17 protein-coding genes are annotated in these 21,540 nt (G+C 65.2%); 10 read left to right on the top strand and 7 right to left on the bottom strand.

Features of this window, described 5'->3' with window-relative positions; genetic code table 11:
- Positions 1–6: 6 nt before the first annotated feature.
- Entirely contained in the window at positions 7–1,854 is a 1,848-nt protein-coding gene (typA, locus tag ABRP17_RS05130; protein WP_188324933.1) for a translational GTPase TypA, read from the bottom strand.
- Between the two features lie 463 nt (positions 1,855–2,317).
- On the opposite strand from typA, the gene ABRP17_RS05125 reads away from it, so the two are divergent.
- From ABRP17_RS05125 to ABRP17_RS05110, 4 genes are all read left to right on the top strand, one after another.
- Positions 2,318–2,815: a peptidylprolyl isomerase gene (locus tag ABRP17_RS05125; RefSeq protein WP_057687625.1), complete on the top strand. Its 498-nt coding sequence runs from the start codon at positions 2,318–2,320 to the stop codon at positions 2,813–2,815.
- Between the two features lie 118 nt (positions 2,816–2,933).
- Positions 2,934–3,920 carry a malate dehydrogenase gene (locus ABRP17_RS05120; protein ID WP_188324932.1) on the top strand — a complete coding sequence of 329 codons (987 nt, stop codon included), beginning with the start codon at positions 2,934–2,936 and terminating at the stop codon, positions 3,918–3,920.
- 753 nt (positions 3,921–4,673) lie between these two features.
- Entirely contained in the window at positions 4,674–6,554 is a 1,881-nt protein-coding gene (gene prpE / locus ABRP17_RS05115; protein WP_349986801.1) for a propionate--CoA ligase, read from the top strand.
- A gap of 156 nt (positions 6,555–6,710) precedes the next feature.
- Positions 6,711–7,796 carry a suppressor of fused domain protein gene (locus ABRP17_RS05110; protein WP_349986803.1) on the top strand — a complete coding sequence of 362 codons (1,086 nt, stop codon included), beginning with the start codon at positions 6,711–6,713 and terminating at the stop codon, positions 7,794–7,796.
- Between the two features lie 37 nt (positions 7,797–7,833).
- Here ABRP17_RS05110 and ABRP17_RS05105 read toward each other — a convergent pair whose 3' ends face one another.
- From ABRP17_RS05105 to ABRP17_RS05090, 4 genes are all read right to left on the bottom strand, one after another.
- Positions 7,834–8,445, bottom strand: a complete 612-nt coding sequence (locus ABRP17_RS05105) for a glutathione S-transferase N-terminal domain-containing protein (RefSeq protein WP_188324930.1) — start codon at positions 8,443–8,445, stop codon at positions 7,834–7,836.
- Positions 8,446–8,536: 91 nt separating this feature from the next.
- Positions 8,537–8,995, bottom strand: a complete 459-nt coding sequence (locus ABRP17_RS05100; protein WP_188324929.1) for a cell wall hydrolase — start codon at positions 8,993–8,995, stop codon at positions 8,537–8,539.
- A 304-nt stretch (positions 8,996–9,299) separates the two neighbouring features.
- The gene (locus tag ABRP17_RS05095; protein WP_349986804.1) at positions 9,300–11,330 is read right to left on the bottom strand and encodes an NADPH-dependent 2,4-dienoyl-CoA reductase; all 2,031 of its coding nucleotides are present in this window, start codon (positions 11,328–11,330) and stop codon (positions 9,300–9,302) included.
- Positions 11,331–11,556: 226 nt separating this feature from the next.
- On the bottom strand, positions 11,557–12,171 hold the full coding sequence (locus ABRP17_RS05090; protein ID WP_349986805.1) for a hypothetical protein: 615 nt from the start codon (positions 12,169–12,171) through the stop codon (positions 11,557–11,559).
- A gap of 565 nt (positions 12,172–12,736) precedes the next feature.
- On the opposite strand from ABRP17_RS05090, the gene ABRP17_RS05085 reads away from it, so the two are divergent.
- From ABRP17_RS05085 to ABRP17_RS05070, 4 genes are all read left to right on the top strand, one after another.
- On the top strand, positions 12,737–13,837 hold the full coding sequence (locus ABRP17_RS05085; RefSeq protein ID WP_188324927.1) for an OmpA family protein: 1,101 nt from the start codon (positions 12,737–12,739) through the stop codon (positions 13,835–13,837).
- A 229-nt stretch (positions 13,838–14,066) separates the two neighbouring features.
- Positions 14,067–14,582, top strand: coding sequence for a hypothetical protein (locus ABRP17_RS05080; RefSeq protein WP_188324926.1), 516 nt, complete (start codon positions 14,067–14,069; stop codon positions 14,580–14,582).
- 19 nt (positions 14,583–14,601) lie between these two features.
- The gene (locus ABRP17_RS05075; RefSeq protein WP_349986806.1) at positions 14,602–15,414 is read left to right on the top strand and encodes a pseudouridine synthase; all 813 of its coding nucleotides are present in this window, start codon (positions 14,602–14,604) and stop codon (positions 15,412–15,414) included.
- A gap of 87 nt (positions 15,415–15,501) precedes the next feature.
- Entirely contained in the window at positions 15,502–15,756 is a 255-nt protein-coding gene (locus tag ABRP17_RS05070) for a hypothetical protein (RefSeq protein ID WP_192080887.1), read from the top strand.
- Positions 15,757–15,842: 86 nt separating this feature from the next.
- Here ABRP17_RS05070 and kbl read toward each other — a convergent pair whose 3' ends face one another.
- A complete protein-coding gene (gene kbl / locus ABRP17_RS05065; RefSeq protein WP_188324923.1) occupies positions 15,843–17,045 on the bottom strand; it encodes a glycine C-acetyltransferase in 1,203 nt (400 codons plus the stop codon).
- Between the two features lie 198 nt (positions 17,046–17,243).
- Here kbl and ABRP17_RS05060 point away from each other — a divergent pair, with 198 nt between their 5' ends.
- Positions 17,244–17,936 (top strand): TorF family putative porin, encoded by a 693-nt coding sequence (locus ABRP17_RS05060; protein ID WP_188324922.1) that lies wholly within the window; start codon positions 17,244–17,246, stop codon positions 17,934–17,936.
- Between the two features lie 114 nt (positions 17,937–18,050).
- Here ABRP17_RS05060 and tdh read toward each other — a convergent pair whose 3' ends face one another.
- Entirely contained in the window at positions 18,051–19,085 is a 1,035-nt protein-coding gene (gene tdh / locus ABRP17_RS05055) for an L-threonine 3-dehydrogenase (protein ID WP_188324921.1), read from the bottom strand.
- 178 nt (positions 19,086–19,263) lie between these two features.
- Between tdh and ABRP17_RS05050 the strand changes: the two genes are divergently transcribed.
- On the top strand, positions 19,264–21,426 hold the full coding sequence (locus ABRP17_RS05050) for a S46 family peptidase (RefSeq protein WP_188324920.1): 2,163 nt from the start codon (positions 19,264–19,266) through the stop codon (positions 21,424–21,426).
- Positions 21,427–21,540 lie beyond the last annotated feature (114 nt).

Raw genomic sequence — 21,540 nt, 5'->3', positions numbered from 1 at the left:
GTCGGCTCAGCCGCCGCGCGATGCCTTCTTGCGGTCGCTTTCGGTCAGCCCCTTCTTGCGCAGGCGGATTTCCTTCGGCGTGATTTCAACCAGCTCGTCGTCTTCGATGAAGTCCAGTGCCTGTTCCAGCGAGTACTTGATCGCCGGGGTCAGCTGGATCGCATCGTCCTTGCCCGAAGCGCGCATGTTGGTCAGCGGCTTGGTCTTGATGGCATTGACGGTGAGGTCGTTGTCCTTGGAGTGGATGCCGATCAACTGACCTTCATACACGTTGTCGCCTTCAGCAGCGAACAGCTTGCCGCGTTCCTGCAGCGGCCCCAGGGAATACGCCGGGGTGGCACCCGGTGCGTTGGCGATCATGACGCCGTTCTGGCGCTTGGCGATCGAACCCTGTTCCTTCGGACCGTAGTGGTCGAACACGTGGAACAGCAGGCCCGAACCCTGGGTCAGGGTCTTGAACTCGTTCTGGAAGCCGATCAGGCCACGAGCCGGGATCTGGTACTCCAGGCGCACACGGCCCTTGCCGTCCGGTTCCATGTTCTTCAGCTGGCCCTTGCGGGTACCCAGCTTTTCCATGACGCCGCCCTGATGCTGTTCTTCGATGTCCACCACCAGCTGCTCGATCGGCTCCATGGCCTGGCCGTCGATCTGCTTGATGATGACTTCCGGGCGCGACACGGCCAGCTCATAGCCTTCACGACGCATGTTCTCGATCAGCACCGACAGGTGCAGCTCGCCACGGCCGGAGACCAGGAACTTGTCGGCGTCTTCCAGCTGTTCCACCTTCAGGGCCACGTTGTGCACCTGCTCGCGGTCCAGGCGGTCCTTGATCTGGCGGCTGGTCAGGAACTTGCCACCGGACAGGTCCTTGTTGCCGGCGAACGGCGAGTTGTTGACCTGGAAGGTCATCGAGATCGTCGGCTCGTCGACGGTCAGCGCCGGCAGCGCTTCCGGGGTGTCCGGATGGCACAGCGTGTCGGAAATGGTCAGTTCCTGGATGCCGGAGATGGCGACGATGTCACCGGCCTCGGCAGTGTCCTGCTCGATGCGCTCCAGGCCGAGGAAGCCCAGTACCTGCGCCACCTTGCCGTTGCGCTTCTTGCCTTCACGGTCGATCACCGCGACCTGCATGTTCTTCTTCAGGGTGCCGCGCTGGATGCGGCCGATGCCGATCACGCCCACGAAGTTGTTGTAGTCCAGCTGGCTGATGCGCATCTGGAACGGACCGTCCGGATCGACTTCCGGCATCGGCGCGTGCTGCATGATCGCTTCGTACAGCGGGGTCATGTCGCCGTCGCGCACGGTGTCTTCCAGGCCGGCGTAGCCGTTCAGGGCCGACGCGTAGACGATCGGGAAGTCCAGCTGCTCATTGGTCGCGCCGAGCTTGTCGAACAGGTCGAACACCTGGTCGATCACCCACTCCGGACGCGAGCCCGGGCGGTCGACCTTGTTGACCACGACGATCGGCTTGAAGCCCATCGCGAAGGCCTTCTGGGTGACGAAGCGGGTCTGCGGCATCGGGCCGTCCATCGCGTCGACGAGGATCAGCACGGTGTCGACCATCGACAGCACGCGCTCCACTTCGCCGCCGAAGTCGGCATGTCCGGGGGTATCGACGATGTTGATCCGGTTCTTGACGCCGGTCTTTTTGTCTTCCCAGGTGATGGCCGTGTTCTTGGCCAGGATGGTGATGCCGCGTTCCTTTTCCTGATCGTTGCTGTCCATCACGCGCTCGGCGAGGACGGTGCGTTCGGACAGGGTGCCGGACTGCTTCAGCAGCTGATCGACCAGGGTGGTCTTACCATGGTCGACGTGCGCGACGATGGCGATGTTGCGAAGATTTTCGATGGACATGCGAAAGGGGGCCAGTCGGCGCCGGATTTGGAAAAAGAAGTCCATCATCATACCTCGAACTGACCGTTTCGCGAAAAACCCGTTTCAGTCTTCCCCAGATGCCCATTCAGCCAAGGCCACCGGCCACCCCAGGACAGGCTCCGCAGCCGTGGCCTTCGCCCTTGCCTTCGCCCTTGCCCTTGCCCTTGCTTCCGCTTTCGCCCTGGCTTTTTCCTCCCCACCGCAGCGGCCATCTGTCTGGCGGGGTGGGAGGGGGCGGTGCGGGGCCGTTAGAGCCGCATGGATGCGGCGACGAGCCTACAGGGAGGTATTCACGGCGTGCCCCGCACCGGCCCCTCCCACCTCGCCCTCCAAGAAGACAGAACCGCTGCAAAACCTTCAACGATCGTCGTACCCGCGAGCGAAACGGGACGGGTGTAAACTTGGGAGCTGGACCTTTCCCACCCGAATTCCAAGGATCTTCATGTCCCTCATCGCTACGTTCGACACCACCCAGGGCCCGATCAAGGTCGAGCTGTTCGCCGACAAGGCGCCGCTGACCGTCGCCAACTTCGTGAACCTGGTAAAGCACGGCTTCTACGACGGCCTGGTCTTCCACCGCGTCATCGCCGACTTCATGATCCAGGGCGGCTGCCCGCGCGGCCAGGGCACCGGCGACGCAGGCTACAAGTTCGAAGATGAAAAGAACGGCGTGAAGCACCAGGTGGGTTCGCTGTCCATGGCCAATGCCGGCCCGAACACCAACGGCAGCCAGTTCTTCATCACCCACATCAAGACCGACTGGCTGGACGGCAAGCACACCGTGTTCGGCCAGGTGCTGGAAGGCCAGGCCATCGTGGATTCGGTCAAGCAGGGCGACGTCATCCATTCGATCACCCTGGAAGGCGATACCGATGCCGTGCTGGCCGCCAAGGCCGACCGCGTCGCCGAGTGGAACAAGTCGATTCCCTCGCGCGCCTGATCCCCTTTTGAAACGGCCACCCCTGCGGCGGCCGTTTTCATGATCCCCGCCGCCTGCCAGGCCGCCCGGCCACGCCCGCGGTTCATCTCCAACGCTCGCAAGCTAGAGGAAACCCCCCATGAAAGCACCTGTTCGTGTTGCCGTGACCGGCGCTGCCGGCCAGATCGGCTATGCCCTGCTGTTCCGCATCGCCTCCGGCGAAATGCTCGGCAAGGACCAGCCGGTCATCCTGCAGCTGCTGGAACTGCCCGTTGAAAAGGCCCAGGCCGCGCTGAAGGGCGTGATCATGGAGCTGGAAGACTGCGCGTTCCCGCTGCTGGCTGGCATCGTCGGTACCGATGACGCCGAAGTGGCGTTCAAGGACATCGACGTGGCCCTGCTGGTCGGTGCCCGTCCGCGTGGCCCGGGCATGGAGCGCGCTGACCTGCTGCTGGAAAACGCGAAGATCTTCACCGCACAGGGCGCTGCGCTGAACAAGGTCGCCAAGCGCGACGTGAAGGTGCTGGTGGTCGGCAATCCGGCGAACACCAACGCCTACATCGCGATGAAGTCGGCGCCGGACCTCAACCCGCGCAACTTCACCGCCATGCTGCGCCTGGACCACAACCGTGCCCTGAGCCAGCTGTCGACCAAGATCGGCAAGCCGGTCGGCGGCATGGAAAAGCTGGTGGTATGGGGCAACCACAGCCCGACCATGTACCCGGACTACCGCTTCGCCACTGCCGATGGCGCGTCCATCGGCGAAGCGATCAATGACCAGGACTGGAACGCCAGCACCTTCATCCCGACCGTGGGCAAGCGCGGCGCGGCGATCATCGAAGCGCGTGGCTCGTCCTCGGCCGCGTCGGCAGCCAACGCGGCCATCGACCACGTGCGCGACTGGGTGCTGGGCAGCAACGGCAAGTGGGTCACCATGGGAGTGCCGTCCGACGGCTCCTACGGGATCCCGGAAGGCGTGATCTTCGGCTTCCCGGTGACCACCGAGAACGGCGAATACACCCTGGTCAAGGATCTGCCGATCGACGACTTCAGCAAGAAGTACATCGACAAGACCCTGGCCGAGCTGGAAGAAGAGCGTTCGGCCGTGGCCCACCTGCTGGGCTGAGCCATCGCTGCGTAATGAGAAGACGCCGGGCCTGTCCCGGCGTTTTTTTTTGCGCGTCGTCGGGTGTAGGCGAACGGGTGGGACCCCCTCGCGGCGGGCTCTGACAGCAGGCTGCTTGCTTGGGGCCGGGCGGTGGGGCTGGGACGGGGGACGGCAAGAGCCGCATCCATGCGGGCCTCGTTTCGCGCCATCCATGGCGGGGTCCACGTCATCGCATTCGCGCTGCCGCTCCCACGCTTTGCTGCGCAAACCGTGGGCCCCGTCTCACCAGCACCCATACCCCGCCGCTTCGCGGCCGCCCCTGACTCAGGGGCTCCCTCCACCAGACGTTTCAACGAGATCTGCGGTAGCGCCGACCCATGGTCGGCGGAATGTTCCCGCCAACGGCCCGCTGCGCTCGCCGACCACGGGTCGGCGCTACCGATGTCCGCAGGTCCCATGGCCGCCATGGACCTGTCGAAGGTGGGGCGGGGTGGGGTGGCGGGGGTGTTGAGCGCCATGGATGGCGCGAAACAAGGCACGCATGGATGCAGCCCTTGCCGTCCCCCGCCATCCCACCCCGCCCCGCCAACAAGCAGCCATGCAGCTTTTGACGTTGCCGTTGCCGTCGCCTTTGCCGTTGCCTTTGACGTTGCCTCTGCGGGTGCCGGGCGCAGCCCGGCAAACACACCCCCTACGACCAAGGTCGGGGCGTTCGCGCCGCGGCTGGCGCACTATGCTCGATCCCATGACTTCGTCTGGGAGGGCTGTGTCATGGACTACGAAGAAACCTACCGCCGTTCGATCGACGAACCGGAGGAATTCTGGGGCGAGGAAGCCAATCGCATCTATTGGCACAAGAAACCGCAACAGGTGCTCGACTACAGCAACCCCCCATTCCGGCGCTGGTATGTCGGCGGTGAAACCAACCTCTGTTACAACGCCGTCGATCGCCATCTCGACGAGCGCGCCGAGCAGCTCGCGTTGGTGGCGGTGTCCACCGAAACCGGGGTGACCCGCGAGATCACCTACCGGCAGCTCTATCGCGAGGTCAACGACTTCGCTGCCGTGCTGAAGCATCTCGGCGTGGGCCACGGTGACCGTGTGGTGATCTACATGCCCAACATGGCCGAAGCCGTATTCGCCATGCTCGCGTGCGCCCGCATCGGGGCGGTGCACTCGGTGGTGTTCGGTGGCTTCGCCGCCCATAATCTGGCGCTGCGCATCGACGACGCCGCACCCAAGCTGCTGATCGCCGCCGATGCCGGTATGCGCGGTGGCAAGGTGATTCCGTATAAAGCGCTGGTCGATGCCGCCTGCGCGGAGGCACACAATCCACCGCCGCACGTACTGATCGTATCGCGGGGTCTGGACCCGGCAGAGCCGCGCATACCAGGCCGCGACGTCGACTACGCCAGCCTGCGCGCCGAGCACGGTGGGACAGAGGTGCCCGTGCAGTGGCTGGAATCCAGCGAGCCGAGCTATCTGCTGTATACCTCCGGTACCACCGGCAAGCCCAAGGGCGTGCAGCGGGACGTGGGCGGCTATGCGGTCGCCATGGCGCAGTCGATGCAGACCGTGTTCGATTGCCAGCCCGGCCAGGTGATGTTCTCCACCTCCGATGTCGGCTGGGCGGTGGGGCATTCCTACAACGTGTACGGGCCGCTCATCGGCGGCTGCACGTCGCTGTTGTACGAAGGCCTGCCGACCCGTCCGGATCCGGGCATCTGGTGGGCGCTCTGCGAGCAGTACAACGTGCGCACGCTGTTCTCCTCGCCGACGGCCATCCGCGTGCTGAAGAAGCACGATGTCGATTTCATCCGTCGCCATGACCTGCAGGCGCTCAAGTACATCTTCCTCGCCGGCGAGCCGCTGGACGAGCCCACCGCGCACTGGGCCAACGATGCGCTGGGCAAGCCGATCATCGACAACTACTGGCAGACCGAAACCGGTTGGCCGGCCTTGACCCTGCTGCCGGGGCTGGACATGAAGCCGGTGCGGTTCGGCTCGCCCGGTTTCCCCAACCTGGGCTACCGGATGAAGGTCATCGATGAAAACACCGGGGCCGAAGTAGCGGCGGGGCAGAAGGGCGTGCTGGTGATGTCGCCGCCGTTGCCACCGGGGTGCATGACCACGGTGTGGAACGACGACGCCCGATTCCTGCAAAGCTATTTCAGCCACTTCAAGGAACTGCTGTACAGCTCGTTGGATTGGGCGATCCGCGACGAGGACGGCTACACCTTCATCCTCGGCCGCACCGACGATGTGATCAACGTGGCCGGGCACCGGTTGGGCACGCGCGAGATCGAAGAGGCCATCTCGGGTCACCCGCGCGTGGCCGAAGCGGCGGTCATCGGCGTCAAGGATGAGCTCAAGGGACAGGTGCCGCTGGTGTTCGTCACCCTGAAGCAAGGACTGGCAGGCGAGGACCCGGCGCAGGTCATCAGTGAAATGATGGCCGCCGTGACGGCGTCGCTCGGCGCCATCGCACGGCCCGCGCACATCCACCTGGTCAATGCATTGCCGAAGACACGATCCGGCAAACTGCTGCGACGCTCGCTGCAGGCCTTGGCAGAGGAACGTGACCCGGGCGATCTGTCCACCTTGGACGACCCTGCCGCGCTGGATGAGATCAGGCGCGTGCTGCGCACCTGATGCGCAGGAGACCGGTCATTCGTGGCCGGTTCCTCGCATGGTGTAAATCGTGCTGGCACGACATGCGGTATTGTTGAATCGACATGAGCCAGTTCCGACATGGAAAAGCGGCGCGCGTGAGCTAAAGTGGGCGCACCCAGCGGCACAGGTTGATCCGTGAAGACCCTTTCCTCTTGCGAAGTGGTTACGACAATGCCGGTGGACGACGCGACGCCCGGTTGGGACGCCATCAACGGTGCGCTCGGCTCCCTTTACGCTGACCAACAGGCGCGGCACTTTGGTGCCGCATTGGCATGGACATTGGGCGGGAAGGACCCGCTTGATGGGATCAGTGTCTATTGGAGCGAGGCCGGGCGACCGCATTGGCATTACATCAGCTACGGGCTGTCGGAGTTGTTCGACAAGCAGAGTGAGGATCCGGACGTCAGTGGCTTCGGCTTCGAGTTGACCTTCCGGCTCGCCGCGCCTGCCGGTGCCGGCCCGGCCGATCCGCCGCCCACGTGGCCGATGAACCTGCTGCAGAATCTTGCCCGCTATGTGTTCCAGACCGGCAACACCTTCGAGGCGGGCCATCATCTTGATGCGCACGGACCGATCGCCGCAGATCGGGCCACCCTGCTGCACCATGTTGCCTTCATCGAAGACCCGCAGTTGCCTGCCCGCGACACGGTCAATGGTCGCCTGGCGTTCCTGCAGGTGGTGGGGCTGACGGCGGACGAGGTCGAGGCCATGCGGCGCTGGAACAGCGAGGCGATGCTGCACGCCATGGCAGCGGCCATGCCGTTGTGGATCACCGACATCGCGCGTTCTTCATTGCTGGATGATCCGGCGCTGTCGGCCGTGGCCGCGCAGGGGAGCGAGCAGCACGGGTCCAGCACCGGCCTGCTGCTGCTGGAGACGCTGGACTGGCGCGTCGACGGCGATACGACGACGCTGGTGCTCGGTGTCGGCCAAGTGGCCAGTGTGCGCGAGTTGCTGGGACTGCGCCTGGGGCATGGCAGGCCACTGGTGCTGGCCAGCGGCGCACGCCAGTGGGAGTTCCTGGCCAGCGCGCAGGAAGCGCTGGAGCCCGGCGATGACAGTGCGCGCTGCACGCTGGATGCGGCGGGCCTGCGCGCGCTGCTGGCGTGCCTGGAGCAGCCCTGCGGACGCTATCCCGTTCCGGGTACCCAGGTGGTGCTGGAGATCGTGCCGACGCTGTTGCGCGACGCGCAGGGCCGGGTCGTCCGCGAAATCGGGTGATCGGCCGGACCCGCTGTCGCGGGCCCGGCGCGGTGCCTTACGCCAGGCCTTCGGCCTTCAGCGCGGACTGCACGCCGCTGTCGGCTTCCATGCGGGTGGTGTACGCCGCCAGGTTGTCCAGGCCGGACAGATCCACCTTCAGGCCGGCAGCCCAGCGCAGGGTGATGTAGAAGTAGGGGTCAGCGTAGCTGCGGAAGCCGGCCAGCCAGGGCTTGTCGGCCAACTGTCGGTCGGCCTGTTCGAACAGGCTGCGCAGGCGCTTGTGCGCGGCATCGGCCAGCGCGCCTTTCTGCCCTTCGTCGGCGATGAAGGCGGCAGGCGCGAACAGCGGCTTGAACGCCGGATGCAGATCCGAGTTGACGAATGCCAGCCAGCGTGTGGCTTCCGCGCGCTGGCGCGGGCTGCCATCGCCCGCCAGACCTGCCTGCGGATGCGTATCGGCGATGTATCCCAGGATGGCCGCATTCTGGGTCAGCACGAAATCACCATCGACCAGCGCGGGCACGGAGCCGGCGGGATTGATCTTCAGGAACTCCGCGCCCTTCAGGGTTTCCCGCGTCAGCAGCTCGACCTCGAACGGCTGGCCGGTCCAGCGCAGCGCGATGTGGTCAGCGGTGGAACAGGCGCCTGGCTTGCTGTACAGCTTCATGGAAGGTCTCCGCACGGGGGTGATGGCTCTGGGGCCGTCACTATCGCGGAGCCCGGCGCGCGGAGCAATGGCGCGCGGGGGCAACAGTCTGTTACGACGAGCGCGGCTTCAGACTCTGCACCTTATAGAAGGTGTGGTCGCCGATCGTTGCTACCTGGTAGGCGTTGCGCCAGCTCGGGCTGGCGATGGACAGCGCCGCGAAATGGCTCGCACCGGGCACGATTTCCTTGCGCTGGTTCAGCGGCAGGGCCCAGTTGCGTTCAGCATCGAAGGCGACCGTCATGGCTTCCCGCCATGCCGCGTCGTTGGCCAACTGCGTGCCGGGCGCGACGATGGTCGGGGCGAACTGCTTGCGCGCGGTCACCACCTGGCACATCGAATCACCCCACAGCCCGCTGTCACGGCGCCGTAGGGCAACCTCGGCAACGGCCTGCTGTCCGCGAACGGTCTGGTCGCGTGCTTCCAGGTACACCGTCGTGCTCAGGCACAACGAATCGGCGGCCGGCTGCGGCAACAACTGCGACAGCCAGAGAATCCAGGCCAGTTTCATATCACTCCTTGCTCCGTGTGGGCCGCACCTGCCATGTCCGCCGGCATGGGGGCCGGGGGAGGGGCGAAGGCGCGACTTGGCGTCATGGGGAGGCAACCATCGGGGTCGCCCCGTGGGCAGCCCCAAGCGAGAAGATCGATGAATCGATCCGGGGGGCCGCACCTGCTCACCGGAACTGGGTGGTGAGCGGGAAAGTTGGCGCAAGGTAAGGGGGTATTTCCCAACGCGTCCTGAACCGCGCCGGTTGACATTCAGGTTCGGGGCAGTGCCGGAATAGCTTCACGGATGCCCCTATTCAGTTTTTCTATAGTGCCGCTGCGACGCGACTGCCCTGATCTATCGCACGCTTGGCATCCAGCTCCGCCGCCACATCCGCACCGCCGATGACGTGTGTGCGGATGCCCGCGGCCGTCAAGGAATCCAGCAGGGTGCGGTTCGATTCCTGGCCAGCACAGATGACCACATGGTCGACGTCCAGCCGCTGTTCCACGCCCTCGAAGCGGATGTTCAATCCTGCATCGTCGACGCCCAGATATTCGACGCCGCCCAGCATCGTCACGCCCTTGGCCTTCAACGTGGCGCGATGGATCCAGCCGGTGGTCTTGCCCAGCCGCGCACCCGGTCGGCCTGGGCTGCGCTGCAGCAGCCACAGCTTGCGCGGCGACGGTTCGGGATGCGGGCGGGACAGCGCACCACGGGATTCGTACGTCGCATCCACCCCCCATTCGGTCATCCAGCGCTCGACGTCCAGCGCCGGCGACGGGCCGGCATGGCTGAGGAACTCGCCCACGTCGAAGCCGATGCCACCGGCGCCGATGATCGCCGCGCGCGGGCCCACCGTGACGCGGCCGAGCACCACGTCCAGGTAGTCCACCACCTTGGCGTGGTCGGCCCCCGGGAAGTCGACCCGGCGCGGGGTGATGCCGGTGGCCAGCACGATCTCGTCGAAGCCGGCCAGTTGGTCGGCATCGGCCCGGGTGCCCAGACGCACCTCGACGCCGGTTTCGTCCAGCCGGTTGCGGAAGTAGCGCAGGGTCTCGTGGAACTCTTCCTTGCCCGGGATGCGCTTGGCGACGTTGAACTGGCCGCCGATCTCGTCGCCCGCATCGAACAGCGTGACACGGTGGCCGCGCTCGGCCGCCACCGTGGCGCAGGCCAGGCCGGCGGGGCCGGCACCGACCACGGCCACCTTCTTCGGGCTCGTGGTGGGGCGATAGACCAGTTCGGTTTCATGCGCGGCGCGAGGGTTCACCAGGCAGCTGGCCAGCTTGTTCTCGAAGACATGGTCCAGGCACGCCTGGTTGCAGGCGATGCAGGTGTTGATGCGATCCGGACGTCCGGCGCGGGCCTTGTTCGCCCACTGCGGATCGGCCAACAGCGGCCGCGCCAGCGACACCAGGTCGGCCCCACCGCCGGCGAGGATGCGCTCGGCCACGTCGGGCATGTTGATGCGGTTGCTGGCGACCACCGGAACGCCTACGTGCGGCTTCAGCTTGGCGGTCACCCCGGCAAACGCGCCGCGCGGTACCGATGTCGCGATGGTGGGGATGCGCGCCTCATGCCAGCCGATGCCCGAATTGATGATCGTCGCGCCCGCCGCCTCGATGGCTTTTGCCTGCAGGACGATCTCCTCCCAGTCGCTGCCGTCGGTCACCAGATCAACCAACGACAAACGATAGATGATGATGAAGTCGGGCCCACAGGCTTCGCGGATGCGGCGCACGATTTCCACGGCGAAGCGCATGCGCTGGCGGGCGTCGCCGCCCCATTGATCGGTACGCGCATTGGTGCGCGGGGCGATGAATTCGTTGATGAGGTAGCCCTCCGACCCCATCACTTCCACGCCGTCATAGCCGGCCTCACGTGCCAGCCGCGCGCTGTTCGCGTAGTCGCCGATATGGCGCTCCACGCCACGCGCAGACAGGGCACGCGGGGTGAACGGATTGATCGGTGCCTTGAGCTTCGACGGTGCAACCGAGAGCGGGTGATAGGCATAGCGACCCGCATGCAACAACTGCAGGCAGATCTTCGCACCATGCTGGTGGGCGGCCGCCGTGAGCTGGCGATGCGGGCGCACTTCCCATGGCCAGGACAGTTTGCCGCCGAACGGCTTCAACCAACCGACCACGTTCGGCGCAAAGCCGCCGGTGACGATCAGGCCCACACCGCCTTCGGCCCGCTCGGCGAAATAGGCGGCCAGGCGCGGGAAATCGCGCGCACGGTCTTCGAGCCCGGTATGCATGGATCCCATCAAGACCCGGTTGCGCAGCTGGGTGAAGCCCAGGTCGAGCGGGGTGAACAGGTGGGGATAGGCGCTGTCGCTGGCTGGCGTCATCGTGGATACGCTTGCGTACGGAAGCAGTCAGCGTGCCGGGAAACGCCGCAGGTAGCAAGATGCGACGCCGCATCGCCTGCGCGGAGGAGGGGTGCCCCCGCGACGCCGCATCACGTGCGGGTGGGTGGGGCTATGTCATCCGTTGCCGCATCACGTGCGGGTGGAGGGCAGGGTAGAGCCGACTTCAGTCGGCTGCCGTTCAAACCGCAGCCGACTGAAGTCGGCTCTACCGTGATGCGGCGGCGGCGGGCAGCGGTCGGCCGATGCCGAACCATCGCAGGGTTACGCCACACAGGGGGCCGATCAGCAGCGCGAACGCCAGTGTGCCCACCCCGACATCGCCGCCCAGCAGCCATCCCAACAACAGGGCGCTGCCTTCAATCAGGCTGCGCACCTGCCAGATTGGCCAGCCGGTACGCGTGTGGAGTCCTGTCATCAGGCCATCGCGAGGGCCGGGCCCCAGCCGCGCGCCGATGTAGAAACCAGTGGCGATGGCTACGAGCAGCAGACCGGACAAGAAAAGAGGCAGCTGCAGCCACAGCGTGTCCACCGGGGGCAGGAGCCACAGGCCCACCTGTGCGGAAGGGCCGATCAGCAGCACGTTGAGGACCGTGCCCACTCCGGGCTTCTGCCTGAGCGGCCACCACAGCACCAGCACCACGGCACCGATCACATTGGTCGCCAAGCCAAACGACAGCGGTGAATGTGCGGCGATGCCTTGTGAGAGGACATCCCACGGCGCGACCCCGATGCCGGCACGCACCATCAGTGCGATGCCGATGCCATACAGAAACAGGCCGAGCACGAGTTGGATCAAGCGCATCAGAAGAGAGGAGGGCATGGGGCCGTATCCGGAAAGCTGTAGCGACAATAGGCGCTGCCCTCATGCAGCAACAGATACAGACAGTGACGAATATGACGAGACAGCGTCCAACCGGCCGCAGCCGTATCGGCAGGAGCGGTCTGCGCATGCATGCCGCGGAAATCCAAGCAAAACGCATCACAGAACGGGACGCAGCGCGCCTGACAAATGTGAACTGGCGCGTCGATTGGACGTGATCAGCACCGCAACACGGTTCAGCTGCAAGCGCGCGATAAAGTTCCTCACCGCACCGCCTGCGCGCTGAACGCTTGACATCCTGGGAAGGCAGAATCCCCCGCTGCAACCCTGAAGCTCGGGAAAACCCTTGCCCTGCCTGCCTGTTGCGGTTTTTCATGATCCTGTATAGGGTGCAACCGCCGGTCCGGTAGAGGCCCGGCACCCGGTTTCACATGTTACGGGACTGTTAACATGACCTTCACTCGCCTGAGCATAATGTTCGCGGCGGTGGCGTGCTGAATCGGCTGTCGTAGTGCTGGCCCATGCCTCTACCGGTTTCATACCCCCGATATAGGAGCTGTACTCAATGAACAAGAAGATTCTTACCGCCGCGCTGCTGGGCGGCCTGGCTTTCGCCCAGGCTGCATCCGCACAGTCCGGCCAGGAATTTGACGACCGCTGGTACCTGACCGGTTCGGCTGGCTTCAACTTCCAGGACAGCGACCGCACCACCAACGATGCTCCGTTCGTGACCCTGGGCCTGGGCAAGTTCATCAGCCCGAACTGGTCGCTCGACGGTGAGCTGAACTACCAGAACCCGAACTTCGATGCCAACCAGGACCTGAACTGGTCGCAGTACGGCGCGTCCGTCGACCTGCGTCGCCACTTCATCCAGGAAGGCCGTGGCTGGAACCCGTACCTGCTGTTCGGCCTGGGTTACCAGAAGTCGGAAGAAGAGTCGGCTGCCACCAGCGTGAACGGTCCGAACGAGCGTAAGGACGGCAACTTCGCCGCCAAGGCCGGTGTCGGCCTGCAGACCACCTTCGACAAGCGCGTTGCCGTGCGTGCCGAAGTGGCTTACCGCGCTGACTTCGACGACAAGAGCACCGCTGCTCCGTCGGAAGACTGGTTCGGCGACGTGCTGGCTTCGGTCGGCGTCGTGATTCCGCTGGGACCGGCTCCGGTCGCTGCAGTCGTGGCTCCGGCCCCGGTTGCTCCGAGCTGCGCCGACCTGGATGACGACGGTGACGGCGTCAACAACTGCGACGACAAGTGCCCGGATTCGCAGCCTGGCCAGACCATCGGTCCGGACGGTTGCCCGGTGCCGGTCTCCATCGATCTCAAGGGCGTGAACTTCGACTTCGATAAGGCCAACCTGCGTCCTGACGCGGTTGCGATCCTGAGCGAAGCCTCGCAGATCCTGACCCGTTACCCGGATCTGCGTGTTGAAGTCGCTGGTCACACCGACTCCAAGGGTACCGACGCGTACAACCAGAAGCTGTCCGAGCGTCGTGCTACCGCTGTGTACAACTACCTGACCTCGAACGGCGTCTCGGCGTCGCGTCTGACCGGCCCGATCGGTTATGGCGAGAGCCGCCCGATTGCTCCGAACACCAATGCTGATGGTTCGGACAACCCGGAAGGCCGTGCGAAGAACCGTCGTACCGAGCTGAACGTCCAGAACTAAGTTCTGACGCTTCACCGGCAAGACACAGCAGGACCCGGCTTCGGCCGGGTCTTGTTGTTTGTGGGGTCCGTAACTCGACGTCGGTTCGCCTGCGCTGGCTCCTGCACCACCATTCGTCAGAAAACCGCAAAAAAACCAACAAGTTGCCGTATTCATTGAATGTAGGATCTTGAAAGCCGTTGTGTCGCTGTTAAACTCGGCGCACTTACCTCCTTTCTGGATGCTCCTCATGCTGCGCACTGCATCGGCCGCCGTCCTGGCGCTGGCCCTGGTTCCCGCTGCCCATGCCGCCGTCGATTGCTCGATCGGTGCCAGCGCGGCGCCCCTGCCGCTGCCTGCCACGGCCATCGCGCCGGTAGCCAGCGAGCTGTTTACCCGTAGTTCGCAGCTGGGCATGCCCGCTGGCGTGCTGACCAGCACCTACGAACAGACCCAGTCGCTGGACAGTGTGCTGCAGCGACTGCGCATCGAAGGCTGCCAGAACGTCGCCAATGCCATGCCGAGCGCGCCGGCAGTGAAGCCGAACGATCCGGCGGCTTACAAGCCGCAGACCGCGTTCGACAACACGCCCTGGCGCTTTGACATGAGCCAGAACGGCAAGCGGATGACCGCCGATGAGTTCGACGCCTGGATGAAGTCGCGCGGTGTGCGCGTGGTCAAGCCGCGTGCGGCTGCTGCCACGGCCGTTGCCCCGGTTGCTCCGGTGGAAGCGGCTGCCGAGACCAAGCCGGTCGACAAGAAGTAAGCACGGAGGGGAGCAGGACATGCGGCCACGACGCCCGCCTGCCACCCCCGCTGCCCGCACCCACGCACCGCGTGGGCGTGCGACATCCGCTGCCACTACAGGCGGCGTGCGCCATGGGTTGGCGCGTGTGCTGTCCAAGGCCGGTGTGTGCTCACGCACCGAGGCCGCGCGCTGGATCGCCGCCGGACGCGTGAGCGTGGATGGGCGCGTGGTCCATGACCCGGAGTTTCCGATCCTTGCCGGCCGCCACCACATCAAGGTGGACGGCCAGCCGCTGGATGCCGCGCCGCGCATCTACCTCATGCTCAACAAGCCGCGTGGGCTGGTCACGACTGCCCAGGACGAGCAGGGGCGCGACACGGTGTATCGCTGCTTCGATGGCGCCGGCCTGCCGTGGCTGGCCCCGGTCGGACGGCTGGACAAGGCCAGCGAGGGCCTGCTGCTTTTCAGCAATGACCCGCAGTGGGCTGCGGCCCTGATGGATCCGGCCACCGGCCCCGAGAAGACCTATCACGTGCAGGTCGATGGCATTCCCGATGCGTCGATGCTGGCGGCGTTCTGTGCAGGCATCGACGACGACGGCGAGTTCCTGGCCGCGCGCGCGGTGCAGGTGCTGCGCACGGGAGAGAAGACGGCCTGGCTGGAAGTGGTGCTCGAAGAAGGGCGCAATCGGCATATCCGTCGCCTGCTGGCGGCGTTTGACCTGCAGGTGCTGCGGCTGGTGCGGACCGGCATCGGCGGGCTGGTGCTCGGCGACCTGCCCAAAGGCCAGTGGCGACAACTGCAGCAAGAAGATCGGCGGCAACTGGAGGCCGTCGTGGTTCCGGGCTGAGACCCGCGGCCGGCGCGCGACGTCGGCCCCGTATCGGGCGCAGGGGGGCGCCCGGCTATTCGCATACCCTGCAACAGGAGTCACCGCATGAACCGCCACCGCACCCCGCTGATTCGAACCGCCGCGCTGCTGCTGCCCCTGGGCCTGCTGGCCGCGTGCAGCAGCAAGAAAGAGCTGGTCAAAGCGCCGGACCTGACGACTGACGACGTGGTGACCATCACCGTGCCCGACCTGGACGCCCGCGGCAGCTACCGTTTCACCATGACCGACGGCGAAAAGACCCTGTCCGCCGACGACTTCGACGCCTGGATGAAAGCCAACGGCATCCGGATCTCCAGGTAAAAAAAGGGGACGGAGGGGATTAAGTCGTTTTCGGCTGCAACGCAGGCCGAAAACGACTTAATCCCCTCCGTCCCCTTTTTGTCGGGTCAGATCACGCCGAGTTCGCGGCCGATGCGGGTGAAGGCGTCGATGGCACGATCAAGGTGTGCGCGGGTGTGGGCGGCACTGATCTGCGTGCGGATGCGCGCTTGGCCTTTGGGCACCACCGGGAAGAAGAATCCGATCGCGTAGATGCCTTCTTCCAGCAGGCGCTCGGCGAATTTCTGCGCAAGCGGTGCGTCGTACAGCATCACCGGACTGATCGGATGCACGCCCGGCTTCACGTCGAATCCGGCAGCGACCATCTGCTCGCGGAAATAGGTGGTGTTGCTCACCAAGGTCTCGCGCAGGTCATCGGCGGCGGCCAGCATGTCGAAGGCTTTGATGCCGGCGGCCACCACGTGCGGTGGCAGCGAGTTGGAGAACAGATACGGGCGCGAGCGCTGGCGCAGCAGTTCAATCACTTCGGCCCGGGCGGTGGTGAAACCACCCAGTGCGCCGCCCATGGCCTTGCCCAGCGTGCCGGTGATGATGTCGATCTTGTCCAGCACGCCCTTGACCTCGGCCGAGCCGCGGCCGGTCTTGCCCAGGAAACCGGTCGCATGGCATTCGTCGATGTGCACCAGCGCGCCGTACTTCTGTGCCAGTGCAGTGATCTCGTCGAGCGGCGCGATGAAGCCGTCCATCGAGAACACGCCATCGGTGGTGATCAACTTGGTCCGGCAGCCCGCAGCGTCAGCGGCCTGCAACTGGGCTTCCAGGTCGGCCATGTCGCAGTTGGCATAGCGGAAGCGCTTGGCCTTGCACAGGCGCACGCCATCGATGATCGAAGCGTGGTTCAGGCTGTCGGAGATGATCGCGTCATGTTCGCCGAGCAGTGGCTCGAACAGGCCGCCGTTGGCGTCGAAGCACGCGGCATACAGGATCGTGTCCTGCTTGCCGAAGAAACCGGCGATCTGCGCTTCCAGCTGCTTGTGCAGATCCTGGGTGCCGCAGATGAAACGCACCGAGGCCATGCCAAACCCGTGGCTGTCCAGCGCGTCTTTCGCGGCCTGGATCAGGTCGGGGTGGTCGGCCAGGCCCAGATAATTGTTCGCGCAGAAGTTCAGCACCGTGCGGCCGTCGGCCAGGGTGATCTCCGCCGACTGCGGACTGGTGATGATGCGCTCGGACTTGAACAGGCCCTGCGCGCGGATGGCATCCAGTTCGTCGGTGTAGTGGCGGGTCAGGTCGGACGAAGATTCAGTCATGGCAGCGGCGCGGCTCAACACAGGAAAACCGGGATTTTACCTGCCTCGCCCCGGTAGCGGCGGTCGGGGCTGGATCACGCACGTGTTGCGTTGCAATATCAAACAGGTTAAAAAACCGTGAACCGGTTGTTTTCCCACCACTGGTCCGCGCCACGCCCCATGTCCCTCCTCCCGCCATCGCCCCCCCCGGAGACGCCCATGAAGCACGCCGTTCGTTGTCTTGCCGCTGCTGCCGCCCTGTCCCTCGCCTCATTCGCCGCCAGCGCCCAGGAAGCTGAATCGCCCTACAGCTGGAACGTCACCGCCGTGTCCGATTACGTCTTCCGTGGCGTTTCGCAGACGGATGAAGACCCGACGCTGCAGGCAGGTTTCACCTACACCAGCCCGGTCGGTCTCTATGCCGGTGTGTGGGGGTCGGGTGTGGACTTCGGGCCGGGCGACCCGAGCACCGAGGTCGACTTCCTGATTGGGTATGGTCTGGATGTATCGGACAACGTCAATTTCGATGTGCTGTTCAACCGCTACACCTATCCCGGTGCCAGCGAGCTCAACTACAACGAGCTGATCACCACCACCACCTTCGCCGAGCAGTATAAGCTCACCGTGGCCTATACCAACGACCTGTCGGGTTCGGACACCAAGAGCTGGTACTACGCCGTGGGCGGTGAGTGGGCGCTGCCGCAGGACGTCACCCTGGCCGCCAATGTCGGCCGCACCTCGCTTGAAACCAATTACGGCAAGGACTACACCGATTTCAACATCGGCGTCAGCCGCCAGTTCGGCCTGTTCAACCTGGGCCTGGGGTATCACGGCACCGACGGTGCAGGCCGCGACAACAACGGCGACCTGGCCGACAACCGCGTGGTGTTCACGGTCGCCATCGGGAAGTAAGCACGCGGCGCCTGCGGGCGCAGCTGCAGCGAACGTCATGCACAACGAAAAAGGCGCCCTTGCGGGCGCCTTTTTTCATGCGGCTGGAGTGATCGGCGCGCTTCGCGCGTCCGATCAGTTCCAGCTGAGCACGACCTTGCCGGCCTTGCCTTCTTCCATCAGGTCGAAGCCCTTCTGGAAGTCATCGATCGGCAGCTGGTGGGTCAGCACCTTGCCCAGCGGGAAGCCGGACAGCACCAGCTGGGTCATCTTGTACCAGGTCTCATACATCTTGCGGCCGTAGATGCCCTGCACGGTCAGGCCCTTGAAGATGATCTTGTCCCAGTCGCAGCCTGCGCCGCGCGGCATGATGCCCAGCATGGCGATCTTGCCGCCGTGGTACATGCAGTCCAGCATGTCGTTGAACGCGCGCGGGTTGCCGCTCATTTCCAGGCCGACATCGAAGCCCTCCATGTGCAGGTCCTTCATCACGTCCTTCAGCGACTGGTTGGCCACGTTCACCACGCGCGTAGCGCCCATGTCGGCGGCCAGTTTCAGGCGGAAATCGTTGACGTCGGTCACCACCACGTTGCGTGCGCCGATGTGCTTGCAGATACCGGCGGCGATGATGCCGATCGGGCCGGCGCCGGTGATCAGCACGTCCTCGCCGATCACGTTGAATTCCAGCGCGCAGTGCGCCGCGTTGCCGTAGGGATCGAAGAACGCCGCCAGTTCGGACGGAATCTGGTCCGGAATCGGCCACAGGTTGCTGGCCGGCATCACCATGTACTCGGCGAACGCGCCATTGACGTTGACGCCGATGCCGACGGTGTTGGGGCACAGGTGCGGGCGGCCACCACGGCAGTTACGGCAATGGCCGCAGACGATGTGGCCTTCGGCCGATACCCGCTGGCCGATCTCATAGCCGGTCACCGCACTGCCGAGCGCGGCGACGCGACCGACGAATTCGTGGCCGATGGTCAGGCCGGGCTTGATGGTGCGCTGGCTCCATTCGTCCCACAGGTAGATGTGCAGATCGGTACCGCAGATCGCGGTCTTCTCCAGCTTGATCAGCACCTCGTTCGGACCCGGCACCGGCACCGGCACTTCTTCCAGCCAGATGCCCTTGGCGGCTTCGCGCTTGACCAGCGCCTTCATCATTTGTGCCATGGCGGCGGAACTCACAGGGGGAAAGATGGCGCGGATTATAAAGCGGTCGCGCGCTGCGCCATGTTGCAGCGCGGGCTGGCTGGCGGGCGTCCGCGGGGTGGCACCCATGACCTCCGGGCGTCTTCGCCGGGCAGGTTGGCGGCTAGAATCGACGGTTCAATCCTCCAAGGGCCGCTGCATGCGCTCGAATCTGCTCGCTTTCTCCATCGTCGCCAGTCTTGGCCTGGTCCAGGTCGCCCATGCCGCCGAAGGCATGTGGGTGCCGCAGCAGCTGCCGGAAATCGCCGGCCCCCTGCAGAAGGCGGGGCTGAAGCTGTCGGCCGAGCAGTTGGCCGACCTGACCGGCGACCCGATGGGCGCAGTCGTGGCGCTGGGGGGCTGCACGGCCAGCTTCGTCTCCCCGCAGGGCCTGGTGGTCACCAACCACCACTGTGCCTATGGCGCCATCCAGCTGAACTCCACGGCCGAAAAGAACCTCATCAAGGACGGCTTCAATGCGCCGACGACCCGCGATGAGCTGAGCGCGGGCCCGAACGCCCGCGTGTATGTGCTGGACCAGATCACCGACGTCACCGCGCAGGCCAAAGCCGCCATCGCCGCCGCCGGTAAGGACCCCCTGGCGCGCACCCGCGCGCTGGAGGCCTTCGACAAGTCCCAGGTTGCCGCGTGCGAGGCCGACGACGGCTTCCGCTGCCGCCTGTACAGCTTCTCCGGCGGCAACACCTACCAGCTGTTCCGCAACCTGGAAATCAAGGATGTACGCCTGGTCTACGCGCCCCCGGGCAGCGTCGGCAAGTTCGGCGGCGACATCGACAATTGGATGTGGCCGCGCCACACCGGTGACTTCTCGTTCTACCGCGCTTATGTCGGCAAGGACGGCAAGCCGGCAGCCTTCGCGGCCGACAACGTGCCCTACCAGCCCAAGCACTTCCTGAAGTTCGCCGACCAGCCGCTGGGCGCCGATGACTTCGTGATGGTGGCCGGGTATCCGGGCCGCACCAACCGCTATGCGCTGGCCGGCGAGTTCAACGAAACCGCCGACTGGACCTACCCGACCATCGCCCGGCACTACAACGCGGTGCTGAAGCTGATCGAAGACGCCGGCAAGGCCGACGCCGACGTCAAGGTGAAGTACGCCGCCACCGCCGCCAGCATGAACAACGTAGCGAAGAACTACGCCGGCCAGCTGGAGGGCTTCAAGCGCATCGACGCGGCCGGCCAGAAACAGGCCGAAGAGGCGGAGGTGCTGGCGTGGCTGAAGAAGCAGGGCACCGCAGGCAAGCCGGCACTGGCCGCGCATGCGCAGCTGATCAAGCACCTGGAAGCCGGCCGCAGTACCCGCGAGCGTGACCTGTTCGTCAACCAGTTCAACAGCACCTCCGCCGTCGGATCGGCCATCACCCTGTACCGCACCGCCATCGAGCGCAGCAAGCCGGATGCCGAGCGCGAAGTGGGTTACCAGCAGCGCGACCTGCCGACCATCGAAGGCGGCGTGCGCCAGATGGACCGTCGTTACGTCGCCAAGATGGACCAGCAGCTGCAGCAGTACTGGCTGAGCCAGTACGTGGCCCTGCCGGCGGCGCAGCGCGACAACGAGGTGTTGAACCAGTGGCTGGCCGGCAGCGATGCCAGCGCGGTCAATGCGCTGGTCGGCAAGCTGGGCGGCACCCGCCTGGGCAGCCTGGATGAGCGCCTGAAGTGGCTGAAGGCCGACCGCGCCGCGTTCGAGTCCAGCACCGATCCGGCCATCCAGTACGCCGTGGCAGTGATGCCCGCGCTGCTCAAGCAGGAAGAACAGAAAAAGACCCGTGAAGGCGAATCGCTGAGCGCGCGTCCGCTGTACCTGCAGGCCGTGGCGGACTATAAAAAGAGCCAGGGCGAGTTCGTCTATCCCGATGCCAACCTGTCGCTGCGCATCACCTTCGGCAACGTGATGGGCTACGGGAAGGACGGTGTGAACTACACCCCGTTCACCACCCTGGAAGGCGTAGCCGCCAAGGAAACCGGCGAAGACCCGTTCGACTCGCCCAAGGCCCTGCTGGACGCGGTCAAGGCCAAGCGCTACGGCGGCCTGGAAGACAAGCGGCTGGGTTCGGTACCGGTCAACTTCCTGTCCAACCTGGACATCACCGGCGGCAACTCCGGTTCGCCGGTGCTGGACGCGCACGGCAAGCTGGTCGGGCTGGCCTTCGATGGCAACTGGGAGTCGGTCAGCTCGAACTGGGTGTTCGATCCGATCATGACCCGCATGATCGCCGTGGACAGCCGCTATATGCAGTGGATCATGCAGGAAGTGGCGCCAGCGCCGCAGTTGCTGAAAGAACTGAACCTGGCGCAGTAACCGGGAAGGGCGCGGCGGATCCTGGTGATCCGCCCGCCTGTCGCGCGCGGCCTGCATTCAAGCAGAGCAGGTATCATGGCGCTCCGGCGTGCTTTCACAGGACGTGAACGAACG

Origin of the sequence: Stenotrophomonas sp. WHRI 8082 (assembly GCF_040223995.2) — a bacterium.
Taxonomy (GTDB): domain Bacteria; phylum Pseudomonadota; class Gammaproteobacteria; order Xanthomonadales; family Xanthomonadaceae; genus Stenotrophomonas.
The sequence above is the reverse complement of the archived record's forward strand: the minus strand, read 5'-3'. Positions and strand labels throughout refer to the sequence as shown.